This window comes from Limnoraphis robusta CS-951, assembly GCF_000972705.2.
In genome coordinates, this window is record NZ_LATL02000149.1 from 1 (window position 1) to 25,487 (window position 25,487).

Below are 25,487 nucleotides of genomic sequence, written 5' to 3' on the forward strand. Positions count from 1 at the left end.
CCCCCTCCCCCGCTAGGAGAGGGGAAAAGAATTATTAGTATTAAATTTTTAAAAGGTCTAAACTGCTCTCCCTTCTCTTGTAGGGAAGGGGGTTGGGGGGTTAGGTCATCCGTTAACCGCTAGAGAGTTTGCGGTATTTCAACAATTTTCTCGCTCACAAGCCCCAATACTCACCCAACTACTCGATCCATCCGCCCAATGTTCTTTTTTCCAGATAGGGGCGTTATGTTTGAGCGTATCAATCGCATATTGACAGGCTTCAAACGCTTCACGACGATGGGGAGAACCCACAGCGACTAAAACACTAATTTCTCCTACCTGCAAGCGTCCAATCCGGTGATGAATCGCCACCCCAGTCACATCTGACCATTTTTGGCGAATTTCAGCCGCGATTTGTTCAAACACCCGGATAGCCATTGGTTGATAAGCCTGATATTCTAAGGCTTCTACAGGTTGATCTGCGGTGTTATTGCGAACCATACCACTCATCAAGACAACAGCCCCATTAGCAGGTTCATCAACCAAAGCATAGATTTCTTCTACAGACAAAGGGGCTAGGGTAATCGCAAAATGATCGGGGGATAGGGGTGAGTCAGAAGGAAATTGAACAGTTAGAGGAGAATTTAACATCTTGTCAGTTGGGTGGAATGAAAGGAAAACATTAGCAGCAATCGGGAATCGTGGCTGTGTTGGGTTTTGCTGTCGCTACTTCAATAATAATGATTCCTTGTTTATTATTCATCATTAATTAGGCTTCTAGCAGCATCTCTATTTCTCAGCAAATATTTAAGAAACAAACCCCGTTTCTGAGGGTTGGGGATGAGGTGAAATCGGGGTGCTATCCTAATCTGGTGCGTGGCTATAGATGAACAGCGATCGCAGGCTGAGGGAAAGCTAGGGGATGCAAGTAACCCGGTTTCTAGGTTGTGGGAGTAAAGAAACCCAGTTTTTTATTCTTCTTTTGCCAAGGCTAAAATCTGCTGATAGAGTTGAGAACTCACTCGGAAACTTGCGTCACGGATGAGGCGATTCATCACGGGTTTAACCTCCCCAATTAAGTGCCTTTGTTTAGCCAGGATTAAGATTCCCAGGATGCCAATGATGGGAATTCCCAATTTTTTGGCTTCGAGGCGTCCTAAACGCTCATCAATCAGCAAGCTATCGGCTTTCAGTTCAACAGCCAGGGCGATCGCATAAGATTCCCCCGGATCGAGTCCCCGCGATCGCTGTAATTCTTCTGCAAGATGGGAATTTTGGAGGGGTTGAATTTTAATCCAGGGCTGGGGCAAAATATTGGTGATTTTGGAGTCAGGGGCGATCGCTAATTCATCAGCAACAACCGGGGGAATGATCACTGTCTGGTAGAGTTGCGGTAACAGGCTGAGATGGTTAATCAGGGCAAGGCTACAGAGAGATGATGTATCGCTAACGACAATCATAACCAACCTTGGTCACGCAGATATTGGATGTCTTCCTGAAAGTCTTCAACATCGTAGTGAATACAGATGCCACGACTAGCAATCAGTTTTTGAAATTCCATGACATGAAGTCCGGCGATTTTGCTGGCGCGACCGAGGGAAATGCGTTCTTGTTGAAACAGGGCGATCGCAATTTCTCGAAGCCAGTCCGATTCGGTAAACTGGCCAGCTTCAGCGAGGTCATCGGGAATCTCAAGGGTCAGTTGCATAGAGCGATGGGCTTGGCATGGATTCACCTTCTCATTGTAGCAAGGTGCAAGTCACCCGGTTTCTAGGTTGTGGGGGTAAAATCGGGGGTGCTATCCTGACAGTTGTGCGTGGCTATGGATGAACAACGAGTGCAGGCTTATGTATCCCTGATTCAAGAACTCCTCGCCTGTCCCAGTGAGGCAGATGATATTCTCAACTGATACGACTGCTTGCTGATATAGTAGAATGTCAAAAATGGATTTAGGCAAAAAAACTTGACAGATCCTTATTTATGTTTAGGGTTTAGGGGTTGGGTGTGAGCATCAAGTTTTTAGACCGAGAAAATCAGGATATTAAAAACCTCGTTCAAATTGCGTGGGAGCATTTAGAGGATCATCGCAACGAGGTGCTATTGCTTCCTGAACGAACTGATCAATTTCACGAACTGATCAACGATTCTGAAAAAGCGACCCCTCGAACTCAATCAGATCATGAATCAGATTTAAAGCTAGAACGTTTAAACGAAGTTAGTCGTATGGGGCGACCCAAACGACTTCATCCACCTCCAATCATTGCTGTCGATGCTGGTGTAGTAAATTTAGGAAGTTTGGCGAAGGGTGGTACAGTGTTTGCTGTTAGGGGAGCAGCTTGTTGTTATACTTCCGAAGGGGATGTGATCATATTGCGATACAACACAGGAGCGATCCCTATCGATCAAGAAAACAAGCTCAAAGTCCTACACGCGATGGGAAAGCGACTAGGGGAACCCGAATTTTTTGTCAAAGAGATCGATGAATATCCATATCTCCAAGAAAAAAGCGGAGTTATTGAAACTACCGATCAACTTCAAGATCGCTTTCGTAATTTTGTAGAGCGGATTATTCAAGCTGAAGCTATAGGAATCTTGAAAAAATATAACGGAGGCATTCTTCTTATAGATGGGGCGCTCCCAGATAGAAGTTATGATACCCCGAAAAACTATCTTTTGAATCAATCACAAAAACTCGGGATGCTATATGAAGCAGATCTCAATAGTATAGACGTAGTAGCAATCAGCAAAAAAACCAGAATTACTGTTGAAGGAATCCCGATTCAAAAGTTTTTGACTGAAAAATATGGGGCTGATTTTATTGGCTTCCTTCCCTTAAAAGATGCTGTCAGCAAAGAAAGGAGAGAAAATCGATCAAAACAGTCTGGAACCAAGCAAAGGAGCAGAGTAACAATGGCGAAAGAAATGTATGCTGCTCGGTTTGGGTTTGGTCCGTCGAGTATGACTTTTAGAGTCGATTTGCATAATTGTAAAGGAAAAAGAGCGAGTGAGGTGATCAATGATGTTTATAACTATTGTCGGATTTACGGAGGATACCCTAAACCTTTAATAGAAGCCCATCAAAATAGTTGTTTTTTATTTCAAGACTTTCAAAATTTGTTGGCTGATGTCGCTGTCAGATTAGGAGTAAAGCCAGAAGAACAGCCAAGTATGGAAGTTTTGTTTCAACCTTTTGGATCTTTCGGCAAATAAATAATCAGTTCAGCGAGGAAAAGAGTCAATTATGGCAGATAGTAATTTACCTGAACCCAGTGGTTTTAAGACTCCAGATGTAGATCTAGATGATCTCATACCTGAGAATTCTGAGACAGTTTCTAAATCTGCTCTGTCTAGTGAAATAGCTGTTGAATCTGCACAACTTTTGGAATTGTCTGGAAGTGAGGGCAGTATTATTTTCTATCCTAAAGTTCGAGACTTTGATGTGGGTGATGTTCTCTACTTAAGAGAAAGAGGACAAACTATCAGTCAAGCAGAAGACTCAAAAGCTATTGAAAATGGTGTTATCGTTCAAATTATTTCAAAAGGAATAGCCAACTATCCCCAAGCTGATAGTAAAGCTTTATTTAGGCTTCTGACCAGCGCTCATAGTACAACAGTTACATATAGATCCTATAATGAACCCAAGGAAATCATCGACGAGTTTTTGATTGGTGAATTTGTGGTGCGTGCTTCAGTTCAAAGGGGAGAATGGAGAGAACCAGAGGGTAAAGTTGTTACCCGAAATGTAGATATATTTCCAATTTCACCCGAATTTTTAACCCAAAATATTATAGCTCATCAAGAGGGAATTAATATTTTGTTGGGGGAATATAAGGAACGTCCGGTAGAAGTTTATGCAGGCGGTTTTGAAAAAGTTAATCTGATCACTGGAATGAAAGGGGGAGGAAAATCCCATATAACCAAGGGAATAATTCATCTTCAGCGCAAACTGGGAATGCCATCAATTGTATTTGATATCAATGGTGAATATAATGGATTACCCAAGTCTCATCTGATCCGCCCCACAGAGAACTTAAGGTTTAGACTAGATCAACTGCCAATTCCAAGTTTATTTAGCATTTTTGATCAATTATCTCTGTTTAATAGTCAACCTACTGATAATGCTGTAAAGGCTAAGTTACCAGAATTGATTGAACAAAGAATACAAGTTGGCAATAAACCAGATTTACAGTTTCTTCGCGATCAGGCGAGAGAAATTTGTGGAAATCAAGACATGATGAGAGGTGCTTACGAGCGAGGAATTAGTAACTTAATTAGCTATAACATATTTTGTACTGAAGCAGAAGCAAGAGAAGAAGAAAAGGCAATTAAAGAGAAACGAGAACCTAGAACAGGAATTGTCTCTCTTCGCACAGTTCTGCATAGAATGTCACGAAGCATACAAACTTTAGAGGATACAGAATCTTCGACAGAAAAGACAAAACAGGTCAAATCTCAAACGCTAGAAGACTTGAAAAAGAATATCGGTATTCTGGTTTTTGATATGGGAGGATTATCATCAATCATTCAAAAAGTAATTGTGACTCTTGTTATTGATCAACTCAAAGAAATATGTCGCAAGCAATATTTAGCTTTGCAGAAAGATAGAATTGAAATTCCAATTTATCCCTCGGTTTTCTTTGAAGAAGCTCATATGTATATGGACGAGGGATATATAGATGAGTTGATCCCTTTAATCAGACACTTGGGTATGAACTTATTTTTTGTAACTAATACTCCATCTGCTTTGCCAGATTCGGTTTTTCGTTTAGTCGATAATGTCATAATGACACGAATGGTAAATAAAAAAGATATTGACAAAGTGATTGGTTGTGGGTTGACTGATAAGAGAACGATCGAGGGATTTGCTAAAGACTTGCCGAGATATCACAACTTATTTTTAAGTGCTAACAATGGAGCAACTAAAAATTTTCCTCTGGTTTTTAAAGTCAGAGACTTTACAGCTTCACAAACAGAAGGAGGAGAAGACTTACCAAAATCTGGTGTAACTCGCTCAATGTGGGAAATTATCAAGGAAAAATACACCGAGTAAAAAACCAAAAGCGAAGCCTTAAACTCATAAGTTCTTCCGTTCGGACTACATCATTTGATTGCCAACTGGAGAGGTTTTGATGACCCGTTTAATGTTACTCTTGAATTCTCAGAACACACATCAACTATTAAAGAGTGAAACAAGATTATTCCCTGACTCCAAAATCCGAGATAGATAACACTGAGTTCGAGACAGTTGCAGATGTTGTCCCCCTGTATCCCAACTCGTCACAACTAGATAATACCTTTGCTGAATTAGAACGCAGTTTGCCTTTCGTTGAGGATAATTCTTGGGGAAATTTACTCCGATTTACAGATAATTTAACAGATCCCATTCATCGCTGGTTTTTATTTAAGGAAGGATATTCGTATAAGTTAGTTGATAAAATTTTAGATCGCTTCGATCTTCCTTGTAATTCTATTTTAGATCCTTTCTCTGGTTCTGGTACAACCTTATTAGCTGCTCAAAAGCGAGGTATTCCTAGTGTCGGTTTAGAAATCAATCCCTTTGCTGCGTTTCTCGGACGGATCAAAACACAATGGTATAGAATCGATCCAGATCGGTTAGAAAAGGAACTATTATTAGTTTTACAAGATAACGAACACACTCCAGCTAATTTACCAGATCTCTCAACTCTACATAACAATAAATATTTCCCGAATGGACACGCTTACGAATTGCTCAGATTGAGAAATGCAATTCTTCATCGTCAATGTTCGCAAGAAACAAAAGACCTTCTACTTTTAGCTCTTCTTGCAAGTATAGAAGATGTTTCTTGTCTGCATAAAGATGGTCGTTTGCTTCGATTTTTCCCCCGTGATATTATTCCGCCTAAAGAGGCTCTATATAACCGGACACAAATCATTATTGAAGACTTAGTTAATTTGGTAAAAGCGGATAGCGATAAAGGTGATTTTATCCCTCAAACTCATGTACTAGAAGGAGATGCCTGTGACCTTGATTCAGTTCTGGCTAAACATAAAATATCTCATCAGTTTGGTTTAATTCTTTACTCACCACCGTACCCTAATAATTTTGATTACAGCGAGATCTACAAGTGTGAACTCTGGCTTGGAGGATTTATAAATTCTTACCAAGAGTGGCGAAATCTAAGATTAAGCACTTTTCGTTCACATCCAAGTTGTAGCTTTCCAGAAACTCATTTTCTTAAAGATAATGTAGATTTACGCGAGGTTTATCAGCTAGTAGAAAAAATGGCAAAATGTCCCGATATAGGAGAATCAGGAAGTCTCGCTCGGTCGAGAGCGCCCAAAGTTATAAGAGGATATTTCGATGATGTATATCTCATGTTACAGCAACAACAACTCCGACTCAAACCTGGAGGATATATTATTTGTGTTGTTGGAAATTCTAGACATGGTAATTTGCACATTAGAGCAGATACTATAATTGCTAAAATTGGTCAAGCAATTGGTTTAGATCTGCTGCAAATATGGATCGCCAAACATCGCAAGAGTCGCAGCCAGCAAGTTCAAAAGTTACGAGAGAGCTTGGTAATTTTTAAAAAGAAGAATTAAAAAATCGTTTGATTAGGGTCAATCTTGATGGTTTTTATGGCAACTTTAAACAATCATCCGGTTTGGGAAAATTTATCAGAAGTTATTAACGGTATTGATGCCAATTCTCTGCTTGGGGAGCATTTAGCATTATGCGATTATCAAATATCCGGCTCCGAAAAGATGACACCGAGGGAGAGACTCACCCCCTGTGGGAAAACTGCGATCGCCTCAAAAGAAAAATGGAAAAAATGGAACGATCAGATGACCGTTCCTGATGTTCACTCGGTCATGATCGCATTAGAATCGGTAGATTGAACAGAAGATAGTTGTTCACCTTGACGTTCTTGTTGAGCGAGGTGTTGATCGGCGATTTCCAAAAGTTCCGGTATCGTCACAAATCGATAGCCCTGTTGTTTGATTTCAGTAATAATCTCCGGTAAAACTTTCACCGTCTCAGCCCGATTTCCCCCGCCATCATGCAATAATATAATTCGACCTGGTTTTACTGAACTGAGAACATTACTTTTAATCGCAGAAGCTGAACTTCTCCAGTCTCTAGAATCAGACGACCACATAATATTAACGTAGTCTCGCCGCAACACATAATCGACTAAACCGTTATCTTCTACTCCACCGGGCGGTCGAAAAATTGGGGTTTTCACACCGACTAATTCTTCAATCAAATCGGCAGTGCGATCAATCTCCTTTGCTGCCTCTGCTTGACTATGTTTATGATAACGATGATTCCAGGTATGATTAGCAATCACATGACCATCAGCCGCAACTTTTTTGCCAATTTCTTTGTGATTATTTAACGCTTGACCAACCCAAAAAAACGTCGCTTTAACGTTATTTTCTTTTAAAATATCTAAAATTTGTTCTGTTGTTGTCGGCCAGGGGCCATCATCAAAGGTTAATGCAATCACTTTCTGATCACTATTGAGTTGCAGGTCTTTGACCGTTTTACCCTTGAAGCGATCAGGTATCTTATTCTCAAACCGTTGTTCTTTCAGACGAGTGACTGCCGTTTGTACACCCTCAACTCTTTGAGAGATAGTTTGTCCAACGCTGGGTAATGTTCTAGGGTCAATAGAGGGCAACTTCGACGTTTCTTGACGTTCCTGAGTTGGGGTTGTTGAAGAAGGAGTAGAAGATTGTTCGGGAGTTGTCGGGGCGACGGTCGGAGGCTTTAACTTTTCTGGGGGTTGAGCGGGTTGGGGACTGGGTGCAACAATCTTGGGTGAGGACTGAGGTAAAGAAAGAAGTTTAACAGACCGATTGGCACGCAGATTCCAAGGCAACATTGCTCCGATCATAAAACTCCCCATTGCCGCAACTAGAGCTAAACGGGATATCCGCCGCTGTTGTTCTTGCTGGCGAATTAAACTCTGGTTTTGTAACACGTCATTTCTCCTTCACACCTAAAAACTTAACTTTAAGGATGGTTCTTGTCTTGAAGACTCAGATACACCGTGATGCCCAAAAAAGTGAATTTTTTTTAGCATATTCTCGTCAATATGTCAATGCTAAAAATTATATCTTTAGAGGGTTGCGCCCTCCAAAGAAAATCACATCTCTAAAGATATTAGGGCAAATTTAGGTAAATCTCTCAAAAATTTATGTTAAAGGAGTTGTTTTATCGTGATACAGACGAATAATTAGCTCTGTAACCTGTTCAATCGTCAAACCATCGGTTTGAATTTCAATCGCATCCGCCGCTTTTCGTAGAGGAGCAATAGAACGAGTGCTATCTTTGTGATCACGTTGAGCAATGTCCTGTTCGATCTGTTCGAGACTAATCTCTCCCTGACCTTGCTGTTGCAGTTCCAGTTGTCGGCGTTGCGATCGCTCCTTGACTGAAGCGGTGAGGAAAATCTTCAGTTCAGCATCGGGAAAAACATAAGTCCCAATATCCCGTCCTTCCGCGACCACACCCCCAGTCCGACCATAAGCTTTTTGTTGCTCAACTAACGACTCACGCACCGCAGGTTGAGCCGCAATCGCCGAGACATTCGCTGTTACCTGTTGAGAGCGAATTTCGGCGGTGACATTACGACTATTAATATAAATCTCAAGCTGGTCTTCTCGAGGCTTCAACTCAATCTGACATTGATGAACCAACTCAGCCACCGCAGGTTGATCAGTGATATCAATCCCCATCTCTAGCACCAACCAAGTCACCGCCCGATACATCGCCCCAGTATCGAGAAATAACAAATTCAACTGTTGAGCAACTTGGCGCGTTACCGTTGATTTTCCCGCCCCGGCTGGCCCATCAATCGCCAAAATCGGTTTGCGGTTGCGTAAAATCACATTATCAATTAACCGAGTTGTATTCACACGAGCTGCAATCGCCAACAGTCCCACCTCACGAACAAAAGTTAACGGAGCCATTGTATCAGGATCAACGAGCTGCAAATACTCCAATTTAATCTCGGTCGTTGTCGCGAGTTCAGCATGAACCGCCGCCAGTATCGCTTCGGCATCAGAATTACCAGATAAAAACACTTGCTTCCCTTTACCCAAAGCGCGATACAGTACCGTTGCTTGTTGTTTTTCCTGTGGCGTCAAATATTGATTGCGAGAACTGTATGCTAACCCGGAAGCTTCTCTAATAATAGGACAAGCGACAATTTCAATCGGCCAATGCAAATCAGTCACCATGCGTCGAATAATTGCCAATTGTTGAGCGTCTTTGCGACCCAAATAAACCCGATGCGGCTCAATAATATTCAAAAATTTAGCGACAATCGTTGTCACACCCGGAAAGTGACCCGGCCTATTGGGGCCACATAACACCGATATCAGATTAGACGGCGGAACAACGGTTGTTTGCTGTTGATGGTCTAGCCCCAAGATTTCTTCTGAACTGGGCGTAAACACCACATCCACCCCCGCCTGTTCACAGAGCGATAAATCTTGCTCCAGTGGACGGGGATACTGTTTCAAATCCTCTTGCGGCCCAAACTGAAGAGGGTTGACAAAAATACTGACGACAACAACTGTATTTTCTACTCTAGCCCGGTCAATCAAACTTAAGTGACCCGGATGTAGACTTCCCATCGTAGGGACAAATCCGATGGCAGCCTGTGGGGTTTTGGAACGATGGATGTTCAGGTAACAGCGCATGGCTGCCACTGTAGTAAACAGGCGCATGATTTACTGTCAAGAGTTTACAGTTTACACTAACCAGTTGTAGGGGTAATTCATCAATTACCCGTACCAGTTTACAGTAACCAGTCACCAGTCTTATCAGTGATCAGTTATTAGCTATCTACTGTTCCCTGAAACCTCTTCACTGGTCAGACTCTTCCCTGTCTACTGTACTGGAGCGAGAACTTCAACCTGAACCGGAGCAACGCCACTATTGATCATATCGATCGCTTGAGCCGCCGCTACTGATAAATCAATAATTCGACCGCCCGTAAATGGCCCGCGATCATTAATCCTCACCACAACAGAACGGCCATTCTCAGTATTCGTGACTCGTACTGTTGTTCCAAAGGGCAGTGAAGGATGAGCGGCGGTTAATTCATACTGATTAAACTGTTCTCCGTTAGCCGTTAATCGACCGTGAAAACCTGGGCCATACCAAGAAGCCCAGCCAACAATCGCTTTAATCACCTGACGATTGAACGCACTTTCGAGATGCAATGGGGATTTGCCCTCAATTTTGCTCAAAGGCGCAGCATAACCCAGTTGTCGCCGGAGTCGATTGGTTGCTTGTAGGGCGTCCTCAGCCAGATTTTGGGTGGTGTCGGGCAGAATCGTTTCTGTATCGATTACAACTAGGGTTTGACCTTCTATTTCAATACTGTAGTTTTGCTGTTCTTCGTTCCAGCGCACACCGATGCTGTTTGCATCTACCCGATAGCGGTTCAGTTGATTGAGTTTGGCGGCGACTTCCGTTGCTCGGGCGACTGGATCGGTTTTCTGTTGTGACTGCGTATCAGAACTCGGCTTTTTGAGGGGTTGCGAAGACTCTAATACGGTTGCGATTTTAACGAGATTGCTGCTAGGGGTTTGCGGGGTTGAAGACGTTTTTTCAACAAAAGTCAGAACAGGAATATTACGCACATACAGGGTCGCTGCTTGTCGGCTGTTCCACTCGTGAGCCTTGATGGTGGCGATCGCATTTGAGCGAACATCATTGCGGGTCTCAGACTGATATTCCCCGACTTTTACAGCAGTGGTATAACTCACCGTTTCCAAAGTTGCTTGCTCTGCGGTTTCCTCAAAAGAAGTTTTGACTTCTGTGAATTCCTTCTCTTGAGCCTCTGGGGATGATGGAGTTGGTTCGGCGTGGCTCGACAGGGAGACACTTAAGCTTGATACCAACACCATTGCGGCGAAACCACTCAAAATTTTTTGCTTCATAAACCTATTCACAATCATTACTTGAAAATCGAGTTTTCCAGAGCTAACTCTGGGTGAGTTCACAACAGAAGTCAACTCATACTCGGAACGTGTTCACCTTTGCCAAAGCAACTGCAACAGACTAACACGAACTTGCAAAATTCGGAATCAGTATCGGTTGTCACCTTTCGTTTTTTTATCTAGACTAGACGGTTTAGTTTAGTCAAAACCCCTTGTCCTATGGGCTTTTTAGGAATTTTTACTTAGCTAATTTTTGAGTGATAAAATTTTCTGATAGATGAATATTGAAGCCCAAATCCGAGGTAGATGTAAAAATCAAGACTTGACTCAAGCGGTTCGATCCCCAAACTTGGTAATCTAAACACTGAGAACTGAATGCTGATAACGGGTAAGTAGAGTTATGGATTATCGAGAAGCAGGAGTCGATGTAGCGGCGGGTCGAGACTTCGTAGAACGAATTCGTCAGTCCGTCCAAAGCACCTATCGACCGGAGGTACTCGGCGGCTTAGGGGGTTTTGGGGGTTGTTTTGAAATTCCCACAGGCTACCAACACCCGGTATTAGTCTCAGGAACCGATGGAGTAGGAACCAAACTCAAACTCGCCACCCAACTCAACCGTCATCACAGCGTCGGAATTGATTTAGTGGCGATGTGTGTCAACGATGTTCTGACCTGCGGCGCCGAACCCCTGTTTTTTTTAGATTATCTCGCCACCGGAAAACTCAACCCCGAACAATTAGTACAAGTCGTTGAAGGAATAGCAGAGGGCTGTCAACAGGCAGGATGTGCTTTAATTGGCGGAGAAACCGCAGAAATGCCAGGATTTTATCCAGTCGGAGAATACGATCTGGCGGGGTTTTGTGTGGGAATTGTCGAAAAAAGTCAGATCCTCAATGGTTCACAGGTGAAACTGGGGGATGTAGCAATTGGACTGGCCAGTAGTGGCGTTCATAGCAATGGCTTTAGTTTAGTCCGAAAAATAGTTAGCGATCGCCAACTGAGTTGGGAAGACTGTCCGGCCGAATTTGGGGGTTTGTCTTTGGGAGAACTGTGTTTAACCCCGACAAAAATTTACGTTAAACCTGTTTTAAATGCCCTAAAATCAGGGTTAGAAATTCATGGAATGGCGCATATTACGGGAGGAGGTTTACCGGAAAATTTACCTCGGTGTTTAGGACAAGATCAATCGATTCGGATCATTCCTAACAGTTGGCCGAATCTGCCGATTTTTGAGTGGATTTCTCAAACGGGAAATGTTAATCAAACAGCGATGTGGGAAACGTTTAATATGGGAATTGGTTATGTGTTGATTGTGTCACCACACCAAGCTGAAGAAACAATTAACTATTTTGAGTCTTGCCAGATTTCAGCTTATCAAATTGGTGAGGTGATTATCGGTTCAAAAGAGTTAATAATCAGTGAGCAGTTGTAGCAGGTCGCGCAGGCTTGTTTACAAGGGTCTAGCCTTGAATGTTACCACCAAGACACAAAGACACAAAGACACAAAGAAGTTGTAAACATTAACCTGCTCATTGCTATATCAGACAATAGGCCGTGATCAATTATTAGCGATCACTTTTAACCGGGTGACTCAAAAAACTGTTACCCTTTCTCACCTCTAACACAATTTTACAATTTCAACTCCTTTAAAAATGTCTATTGAATGGCAAACGGCGAAAACTTACGAAGATATCCTTTATCACAAAGCAGAAGGGATAGCTAAAATTACCATTAATCGTCCCCATAAACGCAATGCGTTTCGTCCTCAAACGGTGAATGAACTTTGTGATGCGTTTAGTAATGCTCGAGAAGATACTCGAATTGGGGTGATTTTGCTCACCGGAGCAGGGCCACATACTGATGGAAAATATGCTTTTTGTTCGGGTGGAGATCAAAGTGTACGGGGAGAAGCGGGATATATTGATGATGGCGGAATTCCTCGTTTAAATGTATTAGATTTACAACGATTAATTCGCTCAATGCCGAAGGTTGTGATTGCTTTAGTGGCAGGTTATGCCATTGGAGGCGGTCATGTTTTACATTTAGTTTGTGACCTAACTATTGCGGCTGATAATGCGATTTTTGGTCAAACGGGGCCGAAAGTGGGGAGCTTTGATGGCGGGTTTGGGGCGAGTTATTTAGCGCGAATTGTCGGCCAGAAAAAAGCCCGAGAAATTTGGTTTTTATGCCGCCAATATAATGCTCAACAAGCCTTAGAAATGGGGTTAGTTAATTGTGTGGTTGCCGTGGAACAACTCGAAGCTGAGGGCATTCAATGGGCGAATGAAATTTTAGATAAAAGTCCTATCGCCATTCGGTGTTTAAAAGCTGCGTTTAATGCTGATTGTGATGGTCAAGCAGGTTTGCAGGAACTCGCCGGAAATGCGACATTACTCTACTATATGACCGAACAGGGATCAGAAGGGAAACAAGCTTTCTTAGAAAAACGAAAGCCTAACTTTCGTCAATATCCCTGGCTTCCTTAAAGTCTAGAATGAGAATTGGGCGGGTTGATTAATGTTGTTTGTGGGATGAATAAATCTGTGTGAACCCGCCTCTACATCGGTGAATGCTTGGGCGGGTTTATTAATGTTGTTTGTTAGTGACAGAGATTTCTACGGAGGTGCGCCCCTAGACGGGTGACTGTAAAAACCTTTGAGGGTAGAAAATTTGTTTTTTTAATGTTGAACTTGATTGAAAGTCAAATCTTTTAAGAACCGATGTTTCTGAAGAAAACCCTGATCTTAATCTTAAAGTAATGGGTTGCTCAGTCAAAAGAAAAAATGTAATGCGTCGTGGACTTCATTTAGGAGGCGAGGACAGCAACGGAGACTTTATCCGGTAAAACCTCGACTTTTTGGGGTAAAACGACCATTTTTTGGGCTTCTTCCCAAGGTGAAGAAAACGCTAACATTGCTAAGTGACAAGCTTTCCATCCGCCTTTAACGGGAACATGAAGCTGGCTACAGTGTCCACCTCTGCGGCCTTCGGGTGTGTAATGTTGGCAGCAACGACAGCATGAGGTCAGAGTGTGTGAGGCGTCCATGAGGTACTCCTGTATGAATCCATTTGATACTCTTTATTGTCATGGATCGAGCCAGCACGATTAATTATCCATCAATCATTATTCTGTCTAAGTTTGAGCGATCCCCAAGCCACAATTTAATTTTATGTTTATTTTAGATTTGGTTTATAAACAGATACAATTAAGCCAGGGAAAGTTGAGAACTGTAAACGGGGAAGATTTTGGACTGTAGCAAGGGAAACCAATTGGGGATCAAGCTAAACCCGTAAAGATAAAATGTCAATAGAGCTACAAAAAGAGGTTTGTACATCCTGCTTTAGAGAGAAAAAATGGAAATATACAACGGATCAAATCGGGGAAAGGGGACAGAGGCAAATCGGTAGAGCGGAAACTCTCTCAAGTAGAAAGTCAGAGTCCTTGAGGCTTTGGTCATTTCCCGCAGGACTACCCGAGAATTTGCGATCGCGATCGCCATATAATCTCAATATTTTTTTTTGAATAAACTAAAAACTAGGGTTGAAAGGGTTGCTGGCTAAAACACATGGCACACACAGACCAACGCTTCAGTTCTCCGGGTGGGGTCGGACAATGACACTGAGGACATTCAGGTAAAGATTGCGATCGCCTTTGGATCATTTCCGCCCAATTTGCAAAAGCAGTTTGGGGAGAAACTGGAGTGGGTGAAGCATTAGTTGGGGAAGGGGGAATATCTGTAATATAACTAGGATGATTTTGGGGTCGATCAGCAGCATCCTCAGCCGAAACTGAACAATTGCCTTGACCATGCCACAGAGCCGTGGAAAACTTGATATCATTCAAAGGATTAGAAAGTCTTTGATTTAACTGTCGGAGAATCTGCGATCGCTTGAAGGTGAGCTGCTGAGACCAAGCAGCACTAGAAGTCGCGACAATCAGGACTCCTCGGTTGATAGAAACAGGTCGAGTGTGAGCGATCGCCCTTTGACCGACAACCATAGCCCAGTGGTCAAGCGTTGATTGAAACTGCTGCTGTTCGGGAGTCAGAAGCTGAATGTGTAAACGACCTAAAACCTGATTTAACGATTGCATCAAAATATATCTAAAGAAACTCAAGTCTGAAAAGCTGCTAATTTTATTTTCCACTACAAAACTGTTAGGAGTGCTTCGCATGAATCAATCTTCTGTGGTCAACTCGAACAAATCTTCAGATGCTCAACTGCAACCCGCACTTAAAGCGGTTTTAGGGAGTCTAGATGTTCAACTCGAAGAAGAACTCTCGCGATATCGACGCTATCGACGCAAGACAACCCCGACCCCAACCCCTGCAAAGCCGCCATCGAGTTCTTACACTCAAAAACCCTCAGAGGTGTTATCTGTCTCTGCGGGAGAAAGTAATATTGAACCGAGTTCAGCCCCAGCTACACCTGTCGCCAAATCTCCCAAATCCCAAATCCCATCGGGTTGGGAATCTGTTGTTGTCCCGTCATCGGCACCCTTAGCCCCTCGTTTATCAGAAACCGAGTCAGGGTCATCTACAAATGGTCACAGTTCTCCCCCCTCACCCGTTAATCCCTATGCACCCCAGGGTTATCTAGAATCGTCTCAACAATTGGTCAGCAGTCTCGAAGAACGGCGGGCTAGACGTAGAAAACGCAGTTGGGTGGGGAGTTTATTGACCCCTGTGGGGATTGGATCAATGTTGCTGTTTCTCTTATCCTGTATCGGTTTGGGCTATGTGGTGATGTCGCCGTCAGGAATGGCAACTTTAGGGTTAAATCGTTGGTGGAAATTTAATCAAAACCCCCAACAAACAGATGATTCGGCCGCTCCGAGACCTCTGGAACCCAAGCCGAATTTAGCTGCTCGTGAATTTGTTGATCTAGAGTTAAGCACCCTTAGCAATATTAATCCCAATCCGAATCCGATTCCGGCACCCACGACTCAAACTGCGGTTCCCCCAAATCCTCAAAATTTAACGCCACCCAGTCCCCTACCGAGTGGGCCTGGAATGAGCAACCTGACGAATGAACTCCTTCCTGATCCGGTTCCGGCAACTCCCAAACCTGCACCAGCACCGACTGTTGCACCTGTACAGACACCCACTCCTCAACCTCCAGCCGGAGCCGCAACTAAACCCAACACCGCTCCCGTTAGAGCCAATGATGGACTGTATTATGTGGTGACATCCTACACCGATGAACGAGCGCTAGAAAAAGTCCGAGAAGTTGTGCCGGATGCTTATGTGCGAGAGTTTAAAACCGGGGTAAAAGTTCAGATGGGTGCGTTGGATAATCAGGCTGCGGCTCAACGTCTGGCTGAAGAACTGCGCGTTCAAGGTGTTTCTGTGCAGTATGACACACCGAAAACTGGAGAATAGCTTGGGGAAAAATCATTATGGGGCTTTTTGGTCGCCTTTGGCGGGTTATTCGCGCCAATATTAATAGTTTGATCAGCCAAGCCGAAGATCCAGAGAAAATTCTGGAACAAACGGTGATGGATATGCAGGAAGACTTGGTGCAACTCAGACAAGCGGTTGCTCAAGCGATCGCCACCCAAAAACGCACCGAGCGCCAATCTTCTCAGGCAAAAACCACTGCTGAAGAATGGTACAGACGCGCACAACTCGCTTTGCAAAAAGGAGAAGAACGACTCGCCCGAGAAGCTTTAACTCGCCGGAAGTCTTATCTGGAAACGGAAGCGGTAATGTCTGCTCAACTCGAACAGCAAGCTCAAGTGGTTGAACAGTTGCGGCAAAATATGCGAAAGCTGGAGAGTAAAATTAGTGAGGCGAAGGCGAAAAAAGATCTATTTGTGGCTCGGGCGCGTTCGGCTCAAGCTTCTGAAAGGCTAAATGAGATTCTCGGCAATACTAGCACGGGAAGCGCTTTAAATGCCTTTGAACAGATGGAAGATCAGGTGATGCAACTCGAAGCCCGTTCTCAGGCGATGGCTGAACTCTCTGGGAATGATTTAGAAAAACAGTTTGATGCTCTCGAAGCGGATGATAATGATGTTGATGCGGAGTTGGCGGCGATGAAAGCGAAAATGTTACCGGGCAATAGGGAACAGTGAAGACAGTTTACAGTTTACAGTGACCAGTGACCAGTGAAGACAGTTTACAGTGACCAGTGACCAGTGACCAGTGAAGACAGTTTACAGTGACCAGTGACCAGTGACCAGTGAAGACAGTTTACAGTTAGCAGGGAACAGTGACCAGTGAAGACAGTTTACAGTGACCAGTGACCAGTGAAGACAGTTTACAGTTTACAGTGACCAGTGACCAGTGAAGACAGTTTACAGTTAGCAGGAAACAGGCTATCTTGCAACAGGCAAAAGGCAACCGTTTTTTTCGCTCACCCTAGTTTCCCCCCGAACTGTGCGCCCTGCGCTATGAATTAAAATTTCAGTACAGAGCAACAGGGGGAGATCCGGTAATGGAGTTAAACTGTAGGTAGTAGCTACTAGCAGTTGCCCAAAGCTATTCTATGAAGGCAGGTTAATTTGATCAGCCTGCTGCGATTAACTTTATAAACCGTTGAAGGAAAAACAGCGTTATGGGACTATTCGATCGGATTAGCCGTGTCGTTAGATCGAACCTAAACGATATGGTCAGCAAGGCTGAAGATCCAGAAAAGATCTTAGAGCAGACTGTTATTGAGATGCAGGAAGATCTGGTGCAGCTCCGTCAGGCGGTGGCACAGGCGATCGCTTCTCAAAAACGCAGCCAGCAGCAATATAATCAAAGCCAGTCTCAAGTCAATCAATGGCTCTCGCGCGCTCAACTGGCTCTGCAAAAGGGAGATGAAACCTTGGCTCGAGAAGCTTTGCAGCGTAAGAAAAGCTATGAGGAGCAAGCCAACACCATTAAGGCTACGCTCGACGGGCAAACTACTCAGGTGGAAGCCCTCAAACGCAACTTGATTCAGTTAGAGAGTAAAATCTCTGAAGCGAAAACCAAGAAAAATATGCTCAAAGCCCGAGCGCAAGCGGCTAAGGCAAATGAGCAGTTACAGGGAATGCTGGGCGGTATTAATAATACCTCGGGCGGAATGGCTGCTTTTGAACGCATGGAAGAAAAAGTCCTGCAAATGGAAGCTCGTTCTAATGCCGCAGGAGAATTAGCAGGTGCAGACTTAGAAAGTCAGTTCAAAGCACTGGAAGCCGGAAATGTGGATGATGATTTAGCGGCTTTAAAAGCGCAAATGCAGCTTGGCCCTGCTCAAACTCAAGCTCAACTCCCCCCCAGCCAAGCTTCTACTCCCCAAACTCCCGCCCAAAAAACAGAAGTTGATGCTGAGTTGGAGGAGTTACGCAAGCAACTTGACAACCTTTAGGCTATTCTGGGGTGTCACCGCATTGAACAGGGGTTTTTTGCCGATTGTCTCAGGTTTTGTGAAAATCAACAACTTGGCTCTGAGTAAAAGCCCCTGTTTTCAATGGTAATTGTCAAATTTTTAGCTAATCTATCGTTTTTTCAGTTTAACAAGAACAATGTCTAAAGTTCGTTTGCTGATTCTGAGTTCCTTTGCTTCTGGGTTCGGTTTGTGTTCTATTATCTTTTCTGTGTTTACAATGGCTTCCGAGTTTAGTTTTGGTTCTATATTTCGGTTTCTCCTCACGACTATTTTTTTCGGGATTAATATTTTGTTTACTGTTCACTACTATGCTTTGATGCTGCGAGAGTTTAAGTTGTTGCATCGAGTCAAAAATGATATTAAACGAGTGCAACCCAATTTATCATCCAGTCAGATCCGCTAAAATAATCACTCAACAAACCCTAAAATTATGTTTGATTTCCTTAATCCTATCTTGGGAAGACATCCCGAACAAGTGAAAGCGAATGTTGAAATTTATACTTGGCAAACCTGCCCCTATTGTATCCGAGCTAAATTATTATTGTGGTGGAAAGGGGTTAATTATACTGAGTATAAAATAGATGGCGACAATGTTGCTAGAAATCAAATGGCTGAACGGGCCAATGGGCGGCGTAGTGTTCCGCAAATTTTTATTAATAATCAGCATATTGGCGGATGTGATGATATTTATCAACTCAATAGCCAAGGACAGTTAGATCCTTTGTTAGCTGAAAATGTAGCCGCCTAAGACTCTAAATTGACTGCAAATTGATCAAGTGTGTTTAGCCGCCATTGTGCGTCGAGTTTGCGGTTTGTGGGAATTTCTAACACTCGAATTCCTTGTTTGGGTAGGGGGTTTAGGAGTTGTTTGAGTTGATGCCAAGATTGGATTTTTTGATAGTCTACGCTGTATGTTTTGCAGAGTTGAGCAAAGTCAATGTGTTGAGGAGTCGCGAAAAAATCTTCAAAAGGGGGATTATATTCTGCAATAGGTAACAGTTCAAAAATTCCGCCCCCGTTGTTATTGATTAACAAAATTGTTAGATGTCCGATGAATTTATTTCGCAACAAAAAGCCGTTTGTATCGTGAAGTAAGGCTAAATCACCTGTTAGTAATACGCTACTTTGTTGATGATGAGCGATGCCTAAAGCGGTGGATAATGTACCCTCAATTCCGTTTGCACCTCGATTAAAAAAGGGTTGAATTTCTAGAGCGTTGGGCATCCAGAAAAATTCAACATCCCGCACAGGCATACTATTAGAGATAAATATAGGCGTTTGAGGCGGTAAGATTTGCGGCAGAAGCCAAGAAACTTTGGGTTCTGTTAAAACTTCAAAACTTGTCATCTCTCGCTCTATTTCGCCTCTAACAATGGCTTCCGCATCTTGCCAAAGTTTCAGGTAATTTTTGTTAGTATTTTTCGGTTTAAGGTTGGATAAACTATCAGAAATTTGTTCGATAGAATATCGCAAATGAATCGCTGAATTGTGTAATGAATTGAGGTTTTGATAGGTTGGATCGATAATATAGGTTTGAGGTGAAAGCTTTTCTAGCCAAGTTCTTAGTTGTTTGCTGGTTGGTAAATCTCCGACTTGAATAATAGTATTAAAACTGAGTTTTTGAGCGTGTTTTTGATGGCGTAAAATTAGGTCATAGGTTGAAATTAAATTCGGATTAATTTTAGCATGATTTCTAACTGGAGATAACCCTTCTGCTAATACAGGCCAGTTTAAAAATTGGGAAAGTATAGCAACTGCTTGACTATATAATTGAGGAGACTGGGGTTGAGCGACTCCCGCAATAATTAAGCCTTGTTTACAGGATTGCCATTTTTCCAAGTATGGGTTTAAATTAAGAGTAGAATTAACGGGTTGTTCTGGAGAAACCGTCGAGAAGAAATCAGAGGGAAAAGTTGCTTCTAACTCTAACGCTGCGGCTTGGGGGACGGGTATTAAAGGGTCACGAAACGGACAATTAAGATGAACTGCCCCCGGTATCGGACGCTGCGATCGCTCCCAAGCATAGATTAGCGTTTGCCGCAGGTAAGATAACAGTTGAAGTTCTAAAGAAGGGGTTGCCAATTCGCTCTCCCAAGTGGGATAATTACCGTATAATTTAACTTGATCAATCGTTTGTCCGGCGTGACAATTTCGCAATTCTGGAGGGCGATCGGCTGTTAAAATCAGCAAGGGAACTCGACTTTCTCGGGCTTCAATTACAGCCGGATAATAGTTCGCCCCTGCCGTCCCCGAGGTACAAACGAGAGCCGTTGGTAAGCCTAATTTTTTAGCAATTCCTAACGCAAAAAAAGCGGCAGAACGTTCATCGAGAACGGGGATAGATTCAATATTCGGATGTTGAGCAAAGGCAAACGTTAGAGGTGTTGAACGAGAACCGGGGCTAATAATCGCAGTCGTTAATCCCAGTTGATGTAACGTTTCAACAAGAATAGAAGCCCAGACAGTATTTGTATTGCGAAAGTCGATCATAAATCTATTATACTGAAGTGAACAAATCTATAGTATGATGTGCGCGGGCTTGTGGAAAACTGTTAACCGTGAATATCGATTATAAACAGGTTTTTAGAAGGAAAAATAGATGGTAGGGGCGGGTTCACATCGATTTCTAACTTCCCACAGAAAACCTGACTAAACCTGCCCTTACTCCATAAAAATTCTACTGTAAAACTCTCTATAAATTCTATAAAACAATTATGTCTTTTGTTGGTCTGCACATTCATAGTGATTATAGCCTGTTAGATGGAGCCTCTCAATTACCCCAACTCATTGAGCGAGCCGTTGAGTTAGGAATGCCTGCAATTGCTGTTACCGATCACGGCGTTATGTACGGTGCTATAGAGTTAATTAAACAATGTCGCAACAAGGGAATTAAAGCCATTATTGGCAATGAAATGTATGTGATTAATGGCGATGTGACTCAACAACAACGGGGACTCAAAAAATATCATCAGGTTGTTTTAGCGAAAAATACAAAAGGCTATAAAAACCTCGTTAAACTGACAACAATTTCTCATCTGAAAGGATTTCAAGGAAAGGGAATTTTCGCCCGTCCCTGCATTAATAAAGAGCTTTTAGAACAGTATCACGAAGGGTTAATCGTGACAAGTGCCTGTTTAGGCGGTGAACTTCCCCAAGCCATTTTACAGGGACGTTTGGATGTCGCCCAAAAAACGGCTCAATGGTATAAAGATGTATTTGGTGAAGATTATTATATAGAAATACAGGATCACGGTTCGCCTGAAGATCGAATTGTTAACGTAGAATTAGTTAAAATTGCCCGAAAATTAGACATTAAAATTATTGCAACCAACGACTCTCACTTTATTTCTTGTTATGATGTAGAAGCTCACGATGCGCTACTTTGTATTAACACCCAAAAACTGATTTCCGAAGAAAAACGGATGCGTTATTCGGGGACGGAATATCTAAAATCAGCCGAAGAAATGGCGCAGTTATTTCGCGATCATTTACCCGATGATGTGATTCAAGAAGCGATTGCAAATACCCTAGAAGTTGCCGGAAAAGTTGAACCCTATACCGGAATTTTGGGAGAATCTCGTATTCCTGACTATCCCATTCCACCTAATCATACATCTGATACTTATCTGGAAGAAGTCACCTGGATAGGATTATTAGAACGTTTAAATGCCAAGACTCGTTCAGAAATTTCACCTGTATATCGAGAACGTTTAGAGTATGAACTGAAAATGATGCAAAAAATGGGATTTTCAACCTATTTTTTGGTGGTTTGGGATTATATTAAATATGCCCGAGAAAATAATATTCCCGTGGGGCCAGGTCGAGGGTCTGCCGCAGGTTCTTTAGTCGCTTATTCGTTGAAAATTACTAATATTGATCCGGTTCATCATGGGTTATTATTTGAGCGTTTTTTGAATCCTGAACGGAAATCAATGCCAGATATTGATACCGATTTTTGTATCGCTAGACGGGATGAAATGATTCGGTATGTGACGAACCGATATGGCGAAGATAAAGTCGCTCAAATTATCACCTTTAACCGCATGACGTCTAAAGCGGTTTTAAAAGATGTAGCGAGGGTGTTGGGAATTCCTTATAGTAAATCCGATCAAATGGCGAAATTAATTCCGGTATCAAGAGGAAAACCCGCCAAATTAAAAGTAATGATTTCTGATGAAACGCCATCCCCGGAATTTAAAGCCGCCTATGAAACTGAAGAGGTTGAGATTAAAGATGATAAGGGAGAAATCGTCGGAAAAATACCCGTGCGTCAGTGGATAGATATGGCAATTCGCATCGAAGGAACCAACAAAACCTTCGGGGTTCATGCGGCAGGGGTGGGGATTTCTAAACAGTCTTTAGATGAAATTGTGCCTCTACAACGAAACAATGATGGGGCGGTGATTACTCAATATTTTATGGAAGATATTGAGGCTTTGGGATTGTTAAAAATGGACTTTCTGGGATTGAAAAACCTAACGATTATTCAGCGAGTTGTTGAACTAATTGAGCAAAATCATCATTTTAAAATTAATCCAGATCAACTTCCCGTCGATGAACGCAGAGCTTGTCAAATCCTCGCAAAAGGCACAGCAAAAAAACTACCGCAAGATATTCAAAATACCTATAAACTATTAGAACGAGGTGATTTAGAAGGGGTATTTCAGTTAGAATCCTCGGGAATGCGGCAAATTGTGAAGGATTTAAAACCGTCTAATATTGAGGATATTTCCTCGATTTTAGCCCTCTATAGACCTGGGCCATTAGATGCGGGATTGATTCCTAAATTTATTGATCGAAAACATAAAAGAGTTCCCATTGAGTATGAACATCCCTTATTACAATCAATTTTACAAGAAACTTATGGGATTCTGGTTTATCAAGAACAAATTATGAAAATGGCGCAAGATTTGGCGGGATATTCGCTAGGAGAAGCGGATTTATTACGTCGGGCGATGGGGAAAAAGAAACTCTCAGAAATGCAGAAACAAAGAGAAGCCTTTATTGATGGTTCAACTAAAAATGGTGTGAGTAAACAAATTGCTGAACATTTATTTGATCAAATGTTAGCTTTCGCAGAATATTGTTTGAGTTATGATACTGAAATTTTAACGGTTGAATATGGGCTTCTACCCATCGGTAAAATTGTAGATGAAAAGATAGAATGTACGGTTTACAGTGTTGATAAAAATGGTTTTGTTTATACTCAACCTATCGCCCAATGGCACAATCGAGGAAAACAAGAAGTCTTTGAGTATTGTCTTGAAGATGGTTCAATTATTCGGGCGACAAAAGATCATAAGTTTATGACAATGGATAATCAAATGCTACCCATCGATGAGATTTTTGAAAAAGGGTTAGAATTAAAACAGGTTAATGCAGATTCGGTATAAGTCAAGTGAAAATTCTGAACTATAACCAACTTGATATTCAAAAAAAGTTTATTATTGGAGAATATTCAGCTATACAAACATCCAAAAATTCTATAATATAATCTACAATGATTCTTCTTTAGGATTAAAACGAAAAAGGCTCAAAATAGAAGAGATTTTAAGGAGTTACAAACATGGTTAAAATTGTTAGTCGAAAGTCTTTAGGTAGTCAAACCGTTTATGATATTGGCGTTGAAAAAGACCATAACTTCCTGCTGAAAAATGGTTCGATAGCTTCCAACTGCTTCAATAAATCCCATTCAATGGCTTATGGGTTCGTTACCTACCAAACGGCTTATCTCAAAGCGAATTATCCCGTTGAATATATGGCAGCCTTGCTAACAGAAAATAGCGATAATACCGACAAAGTACAAAAATATATTGACTCCTGTCAACGGAGTTTAAAAATTGATGTAATTCCCCCAGATGTGAATCGTTCGGAAGTAGATTTCACACCTTTTGAGGGTAAAATTATCTTTGGCTTATCTGCAATAAAAAATGTCGGAGAATCCGCGATTGAAAATATTTTAGTGGCTCGAAGAACCGGGGGTAAATTTAAGGATTTGGCTGATTTTTGTAGCCGGATAAACTTGCAATTTGTGAATAGCCGTGCTTTGGAATCTTTAATTAAATGCGGTGCTTTAGATAGTCTGAACAAAAATAGAAAACAGGCGATTGATCACTTAAATTCTTTAATTCCTTGGGCGCAAGGAAAAGCTAAAGATAAAGAAATTGGTCAGGGTAGTATTTTTGATTTATTAGGAGGAAACACCACAACGAATACCAACGAAGACGCACCTAAACCTCAACCAACTGATGATTTTTCGACTCAAGAAAAGTTACAACTTGAGAAGGAATTACTCGGGTTCTATGTTTCTGAACATCCTCTCAAATCTGTAATTAAAGCCTATCCTGTCGAAGATGCAATTACTTTACAAGATTTAGCGGAACACAAAGGAAAAAAAGTTAAAGTATTTTTGGTGATTGTAGAAGTCAAGCGCCATGTTACCAAGAAAGGGGAAACGATGGCTTTTCTAAAAGTTGAGGATATGAGCGGACAAGCGGAAGCGATTGTTTTCCCCAGAACTTTTCAAGAGATTCTAACTTCTCTCGAAGAAAACAAGTCTTTCTTGGTAACGGGTAAAGTCGATAAGCAGGAGGAGAAAATTCAGCTTATTATTGAGGAAGCGGAATCCGTTGAACACCTTTTGCAAAGCGTAAAACCTACCGAAAAACTACCCTCAGTTAGACTCTACCTAACACCCGAAGAAATCGAACAAACATCAAAATTAGATAATCTGAAAACGATTTTAGAGGATTATAATGGAAACCCAGACCAGAAAAAATACCCCGTTGAAGCAGTCGTCTCCAACCAATATTTAGTCAGATTTGGTTCTCGTTTTTGGGTCGAAGATCGAGAAGGAATTGTTGATCGCCTCAAAAGTAGTCAATTTCAAGCGAGTATTTTTAACGATGACCGAAAATAATGGGATACAAGCCCCGTCCTTCTAGGACGGCTTTTTTTGATTCTTAATGTATTGAATCAGTACGTCAATAGGTGCGCCGCCAACGGAGATAGCAAAATAACTAGGACTCCACAAAGCTGTTTTACCATATGGTTTTTCAACCCTGCTTGCCCATAACGGCGACTTGAAACACCTTTTAAGGCGTTCACAATTTTAGACACAGAAAGTTTGGGAGGGTATTCAATCAATGCGTGTATGTGTTCATCCTCGCCATTGATTTCTAAGATTTGAAAGTTCATTTGTG

The 25,487-nt window shown here is 42.1% G+C and carries 22 protein-coding genes and 1 pseudogene; 13 read left to right on the forward strand and 10 right to left on the reverse strand.

The window, feature by feature from the left end:
- Positions 1–138 precede the first annotated feature (138 nt).
- From WN50_RS13185 to WN50_RS13195, 3 genes are all read right to left on the reverse strand, one after another.
- Positions 139–630, reverse strand: coding sequence for a molybdenum cofactor biosynthesis protein MoaE (locus WN50_RS13185; protein WP_046278508.1), 492 nt, complete (start codon positions 628–630; stop codon positions 139–141).
- 320 nt (positions 631–950) lie between these two features.
- Positions 951–1,439: a PIN domain-containing protein gene (locus tag WN50_RS13190; RefSeq protein ID WP_046278507.1), complete on the reverse strand. Its 489-nt coding sequence runs from the start codon at positions 1,437–1,439 to the stop codon at positions 951–953.
- A complete protein-coding gene (locus tag WN50_RS13195; RefSeq protein ID WP_046278506.1) occupies positions 1,436–1,687 on the reverse strand; it encodes a UPF0175 family protein in 252 nt (83 codons plus the stop codon). The genes WN50_RS13190 and WN50_RS13195 overlap by 4 nt, the downstream gene beginning before the upstream one ends.
- A 296-nt stretch (positions 1,688–1,983) precedes the next feature.
- Between WN50_RS13195 and WN50_RS13200 the strand changes: the two genes are divergently transcribed.
- The 4 genes from WN50_RS13200 (at position 1,984) to WN50_RS13215 (ending at position 6,864) form a co-directional block, all read left to right on the forward strand.
- A complete protein-coding gene (locus WN50_RS13200; RefSeq protein ID WP_046278505.1) occupies positions 1,984–3,189 on the forward strand; it encodes a DNA double-strand break repair nuclease NurA in 1,206 nt (401 codons plus the stop codon).
- Between the two features lie 31 nt (positions 3,190–3,220).
- Positions 3,221–5,029, forward strand: a complete 1,809-nt coding sequence (locus tag WN50_RS13205) for a helicase HerA domain-containing protein (RefSeq protein ID WP_046278504.1) — start codon at positions 3,221–3,223, stop codon at positions 5,027–5,029.
- A gap of 134 nt (positions 5,030–5,163) precedes the next feature.
- Positions 5,164–6,567 carry a DNA methyltransferase gene (locus tag WN50_RS13210; protein ID WP_046278503.1) on the forward strand — a complete coding sequence of 468 codons (1,404 nt, stop codon included), beginning with the start codon at positions 5,164–5,166 and terminating at the stop codon, positions 6,565–6,567.
- Between the two features lie 36 nt (positions 6,568–6,603).
- Complete coding sequence (locus WN50_RS13215) at positions 6,604–6,864, forward strand: hypothetical protein (protein ID WP_162490187.1); 261 nt, start codon at positions 6,604–6,606, stop codon at positions 6,862–6,864.
- On the opposite strand, the gene WN50_RS13220 is transcribed toward WN50_RS13215, so the two are convergent.
- From WN50_RS13220 to WN50_RS13230, 3 genes are all read right to left on the reverse strand, one after another.
- Positions 6,828–7,952: a polysaccharide deacetylase family protein gene (locus WN50_RS13220; protein ID WP_046278501.1), complete on the reverse strand. Its 1,125-nt coding sequence runs from the start codon at positions 7,950–7,952 to the stop codon at positions 6,828–6,830. The two genes, WN50_RS13215 and WN50_RS13220, sit on opposite strands and share 37 nt — an antisense overlap.
- A 214-nt stretch (positions 7,953–8,166) precedes the next feature.
- Complete coding sequence (locus tag WN50_RS13225) at positions 8,167–9,705, reverse strand: bifunctional pantoate--beta-alanine ligase/(d)CMP kinase (RefSeq protein ID WP_046278500.1); 1,539 nt, start codon at positions 9,703–9,705, stop codon at positions 8,167–8,169.
- A gap of 162 nt (positions 9,706–9,867) precedes the next feature.
- The gene (locus tag WN50_RS13230) at positions 9,868–10,926 is read right to left on the reverse strand and encodes a septal ring lytic transglycosylase RlpA family protein (protein ID WP_046278499.1); all 1,059 of its coding nucleotides are present in this window, start codon (positions 10,924–10,926) and stop codon (positions 9,868–9,870) included.
- 400 nt (positions 10,927–11,326) lie between these two features.
- Here WN50_RS13230 and purM point away from each other — a divergent pair, with 400 nt between their 5' ends.
- Positions 11,327–12,358, forward strand: coding sequence for a phosphoribosylformylglycinamidine cyclo-ligase (purM, locus tag WN50_RS13235; protein ID WP_046278498.1), 1,032 nt, complete (start codon positions 11,327–11,329; stop codon positions 12,356–12,358).
- 220 nt (positions 12,359–12,578) lie between these two features.
- Entirely contained in the window at positions 12,579–13,412 is an 834-nt protein-coding gene (gene menB, locus WN50_RS13240) for a 1,4-dihydroxy-2-naphthoyl-CoA synthase (RefSeq protein ID WP_046278497.1), read from the forward strand.
- Positions 13,413–13,732: 320 nt separating this feature from the next.
- On the opposite strand, the gene WN50_RS32225 is transcribed toward menB, so the two are convergent.
- A complete protein-coding gene (locus WN50_RS32225; RefSeq protein WP_072075581.1) occupies positions 13,733–13,972 on the reverse strand; it encodes a hypothetical protein in 240 nt (79 codons plus the stop codon).
- 489 nt (positions 13,973–14,461) lie between these two features.
- Positions 14,462–15,100, reverse strand: coding sequence for a DciA family protein (locus tag WN50_RS13245; protein ID WP_235440950.1), 639 nt, complete (start codon positions 15,098–15,100; stop codon positions 14,462–14,464).
- Here WN50_RS13245 and WN50_RS13250 point away from each other — a divergent pair.
- From WN50_RS13250 to grxC, 5 genes are all read left to right on the forward strand, one after another.
- Positions 15,099–16,307 (forward strand): hypothetical protein, encoded by a 1,209-nt coding sequence (locus WN50_RS13250; RefSeq protein WP_046278496.1) that lies wholly within the window; start codon positions 15,099–15,101, stop codon positions 16,305–16,307. The genes WN50_RS13245 and WN50_RS13250 overlap by 2 nt on opposite strands.
- Before the next feature lie 17 nt (positions 16,308–16,324).
- Complete coding sequence (locus tag WN50_RS13255) at positions 16,325–17,002, forward strand: PspA/IM30 family protein (RefSeq protein ID WP_046278495.1); 678 nt, start codon at positions 16,325–16,327, stop codon at positions 17,000–17,002.
- A gap of 482 nt (positions 17,003–17,484) precedes the next feature.
- Positions 17,485–18,264: a PspA/IM30 family protein gene (locus WN50_RS13260; protein WP_046278494.1), complete on the forward strand. Its 780-nt coding sequence runs from the start codon at positions 17,485–17,487 to the stop codon at positions 18,262–18,264.
- Positions 18,265–18,421: 157 nt separating this feature from the next.
- Positions 18,422–18,688: a hypothetical protein gene (locus tag WN50_RS13265; protein WP_046278493.1), complete on the forward strand. Its 267-nt coding sequence runs from the start codon at positions 18,422–18,424 to the stop codon at positions 18,686–18,688.
- Between the two features lie 27 nt (positions 18,689–18,715).
- On the forward strand, positions 18,716–19,033 hold the full coding sequence (grxC, locus tag WN50_RS13270) for a glutaredoxin 3 (RefSeq protein WP_046278492.1): 318 nt from the start codon (positions 18,716–18,718) through the stop codon (positions 19,031–19,033).
- On the opposite strand, the gene menD is transcribed toward grxC, so the two are convergent.
- On the reverse strand, positions 19,030–20,775 hold the full coding sequence (gene menD, locus WN50_RS13275; RefSeq protein WP_046278491.1) for a 2-succinyl-5-enolpyruvyl-6-hydroxy-3-cyclohexene-1-carboxylic-acid synthase: 1,746 nt from the start codon (positions 20,773–20,775) through the stop codon (positions 19,030–19,032). The genes grxC and menD overlap by 4 nt on opposite strands.
- Before the next feature lie 224 nt (positions 20,776–20,999).
- Between menD and WN50_RS13280 the strand changes: the two genes are divergently transcribed.
- Together WN50_RS13280 and WN50_RS13285 are read left to right on the forward strand one after the other, a co-directional pair.
- Positions 21,000–23,678 (forward strand): trans-splicing intein-formed DNA polymerase III subunit alpha N-terminal partner DnaE-N, encoded by a 2,679-nt coding sequence (locus tag WN50_RS13280; protein WP_049559419.1) that lies wholly within the window; start codon positions 21,000–21,002, stop codon positions 23,676–23,678.
- Positions 23,679–23,851: 173 nt separating this feature from the next.
- Positions 23,852–25,204, forward strand: coding sequence for a helix-hairpin-helix domain-containing protein (locus WN50_RS13285; RefSeq protein WP_046278489.1), 1,353 nt, complete (start codon positions 23,852–23,854; stop codon positions 25,202–25,204).
- 21 nt (positions 25,205–25,225) lie between these two features.
- On the opposite strand, the pseudogene tnpA reads toward WN50_RS13285, so the two are convergent.
- Positions 25,226–25,487: pseudogene (gene tnpA, locus WN50_RS13290) on the reverse strand (IS200/IS605 family transposase); the annotation flags it as partial.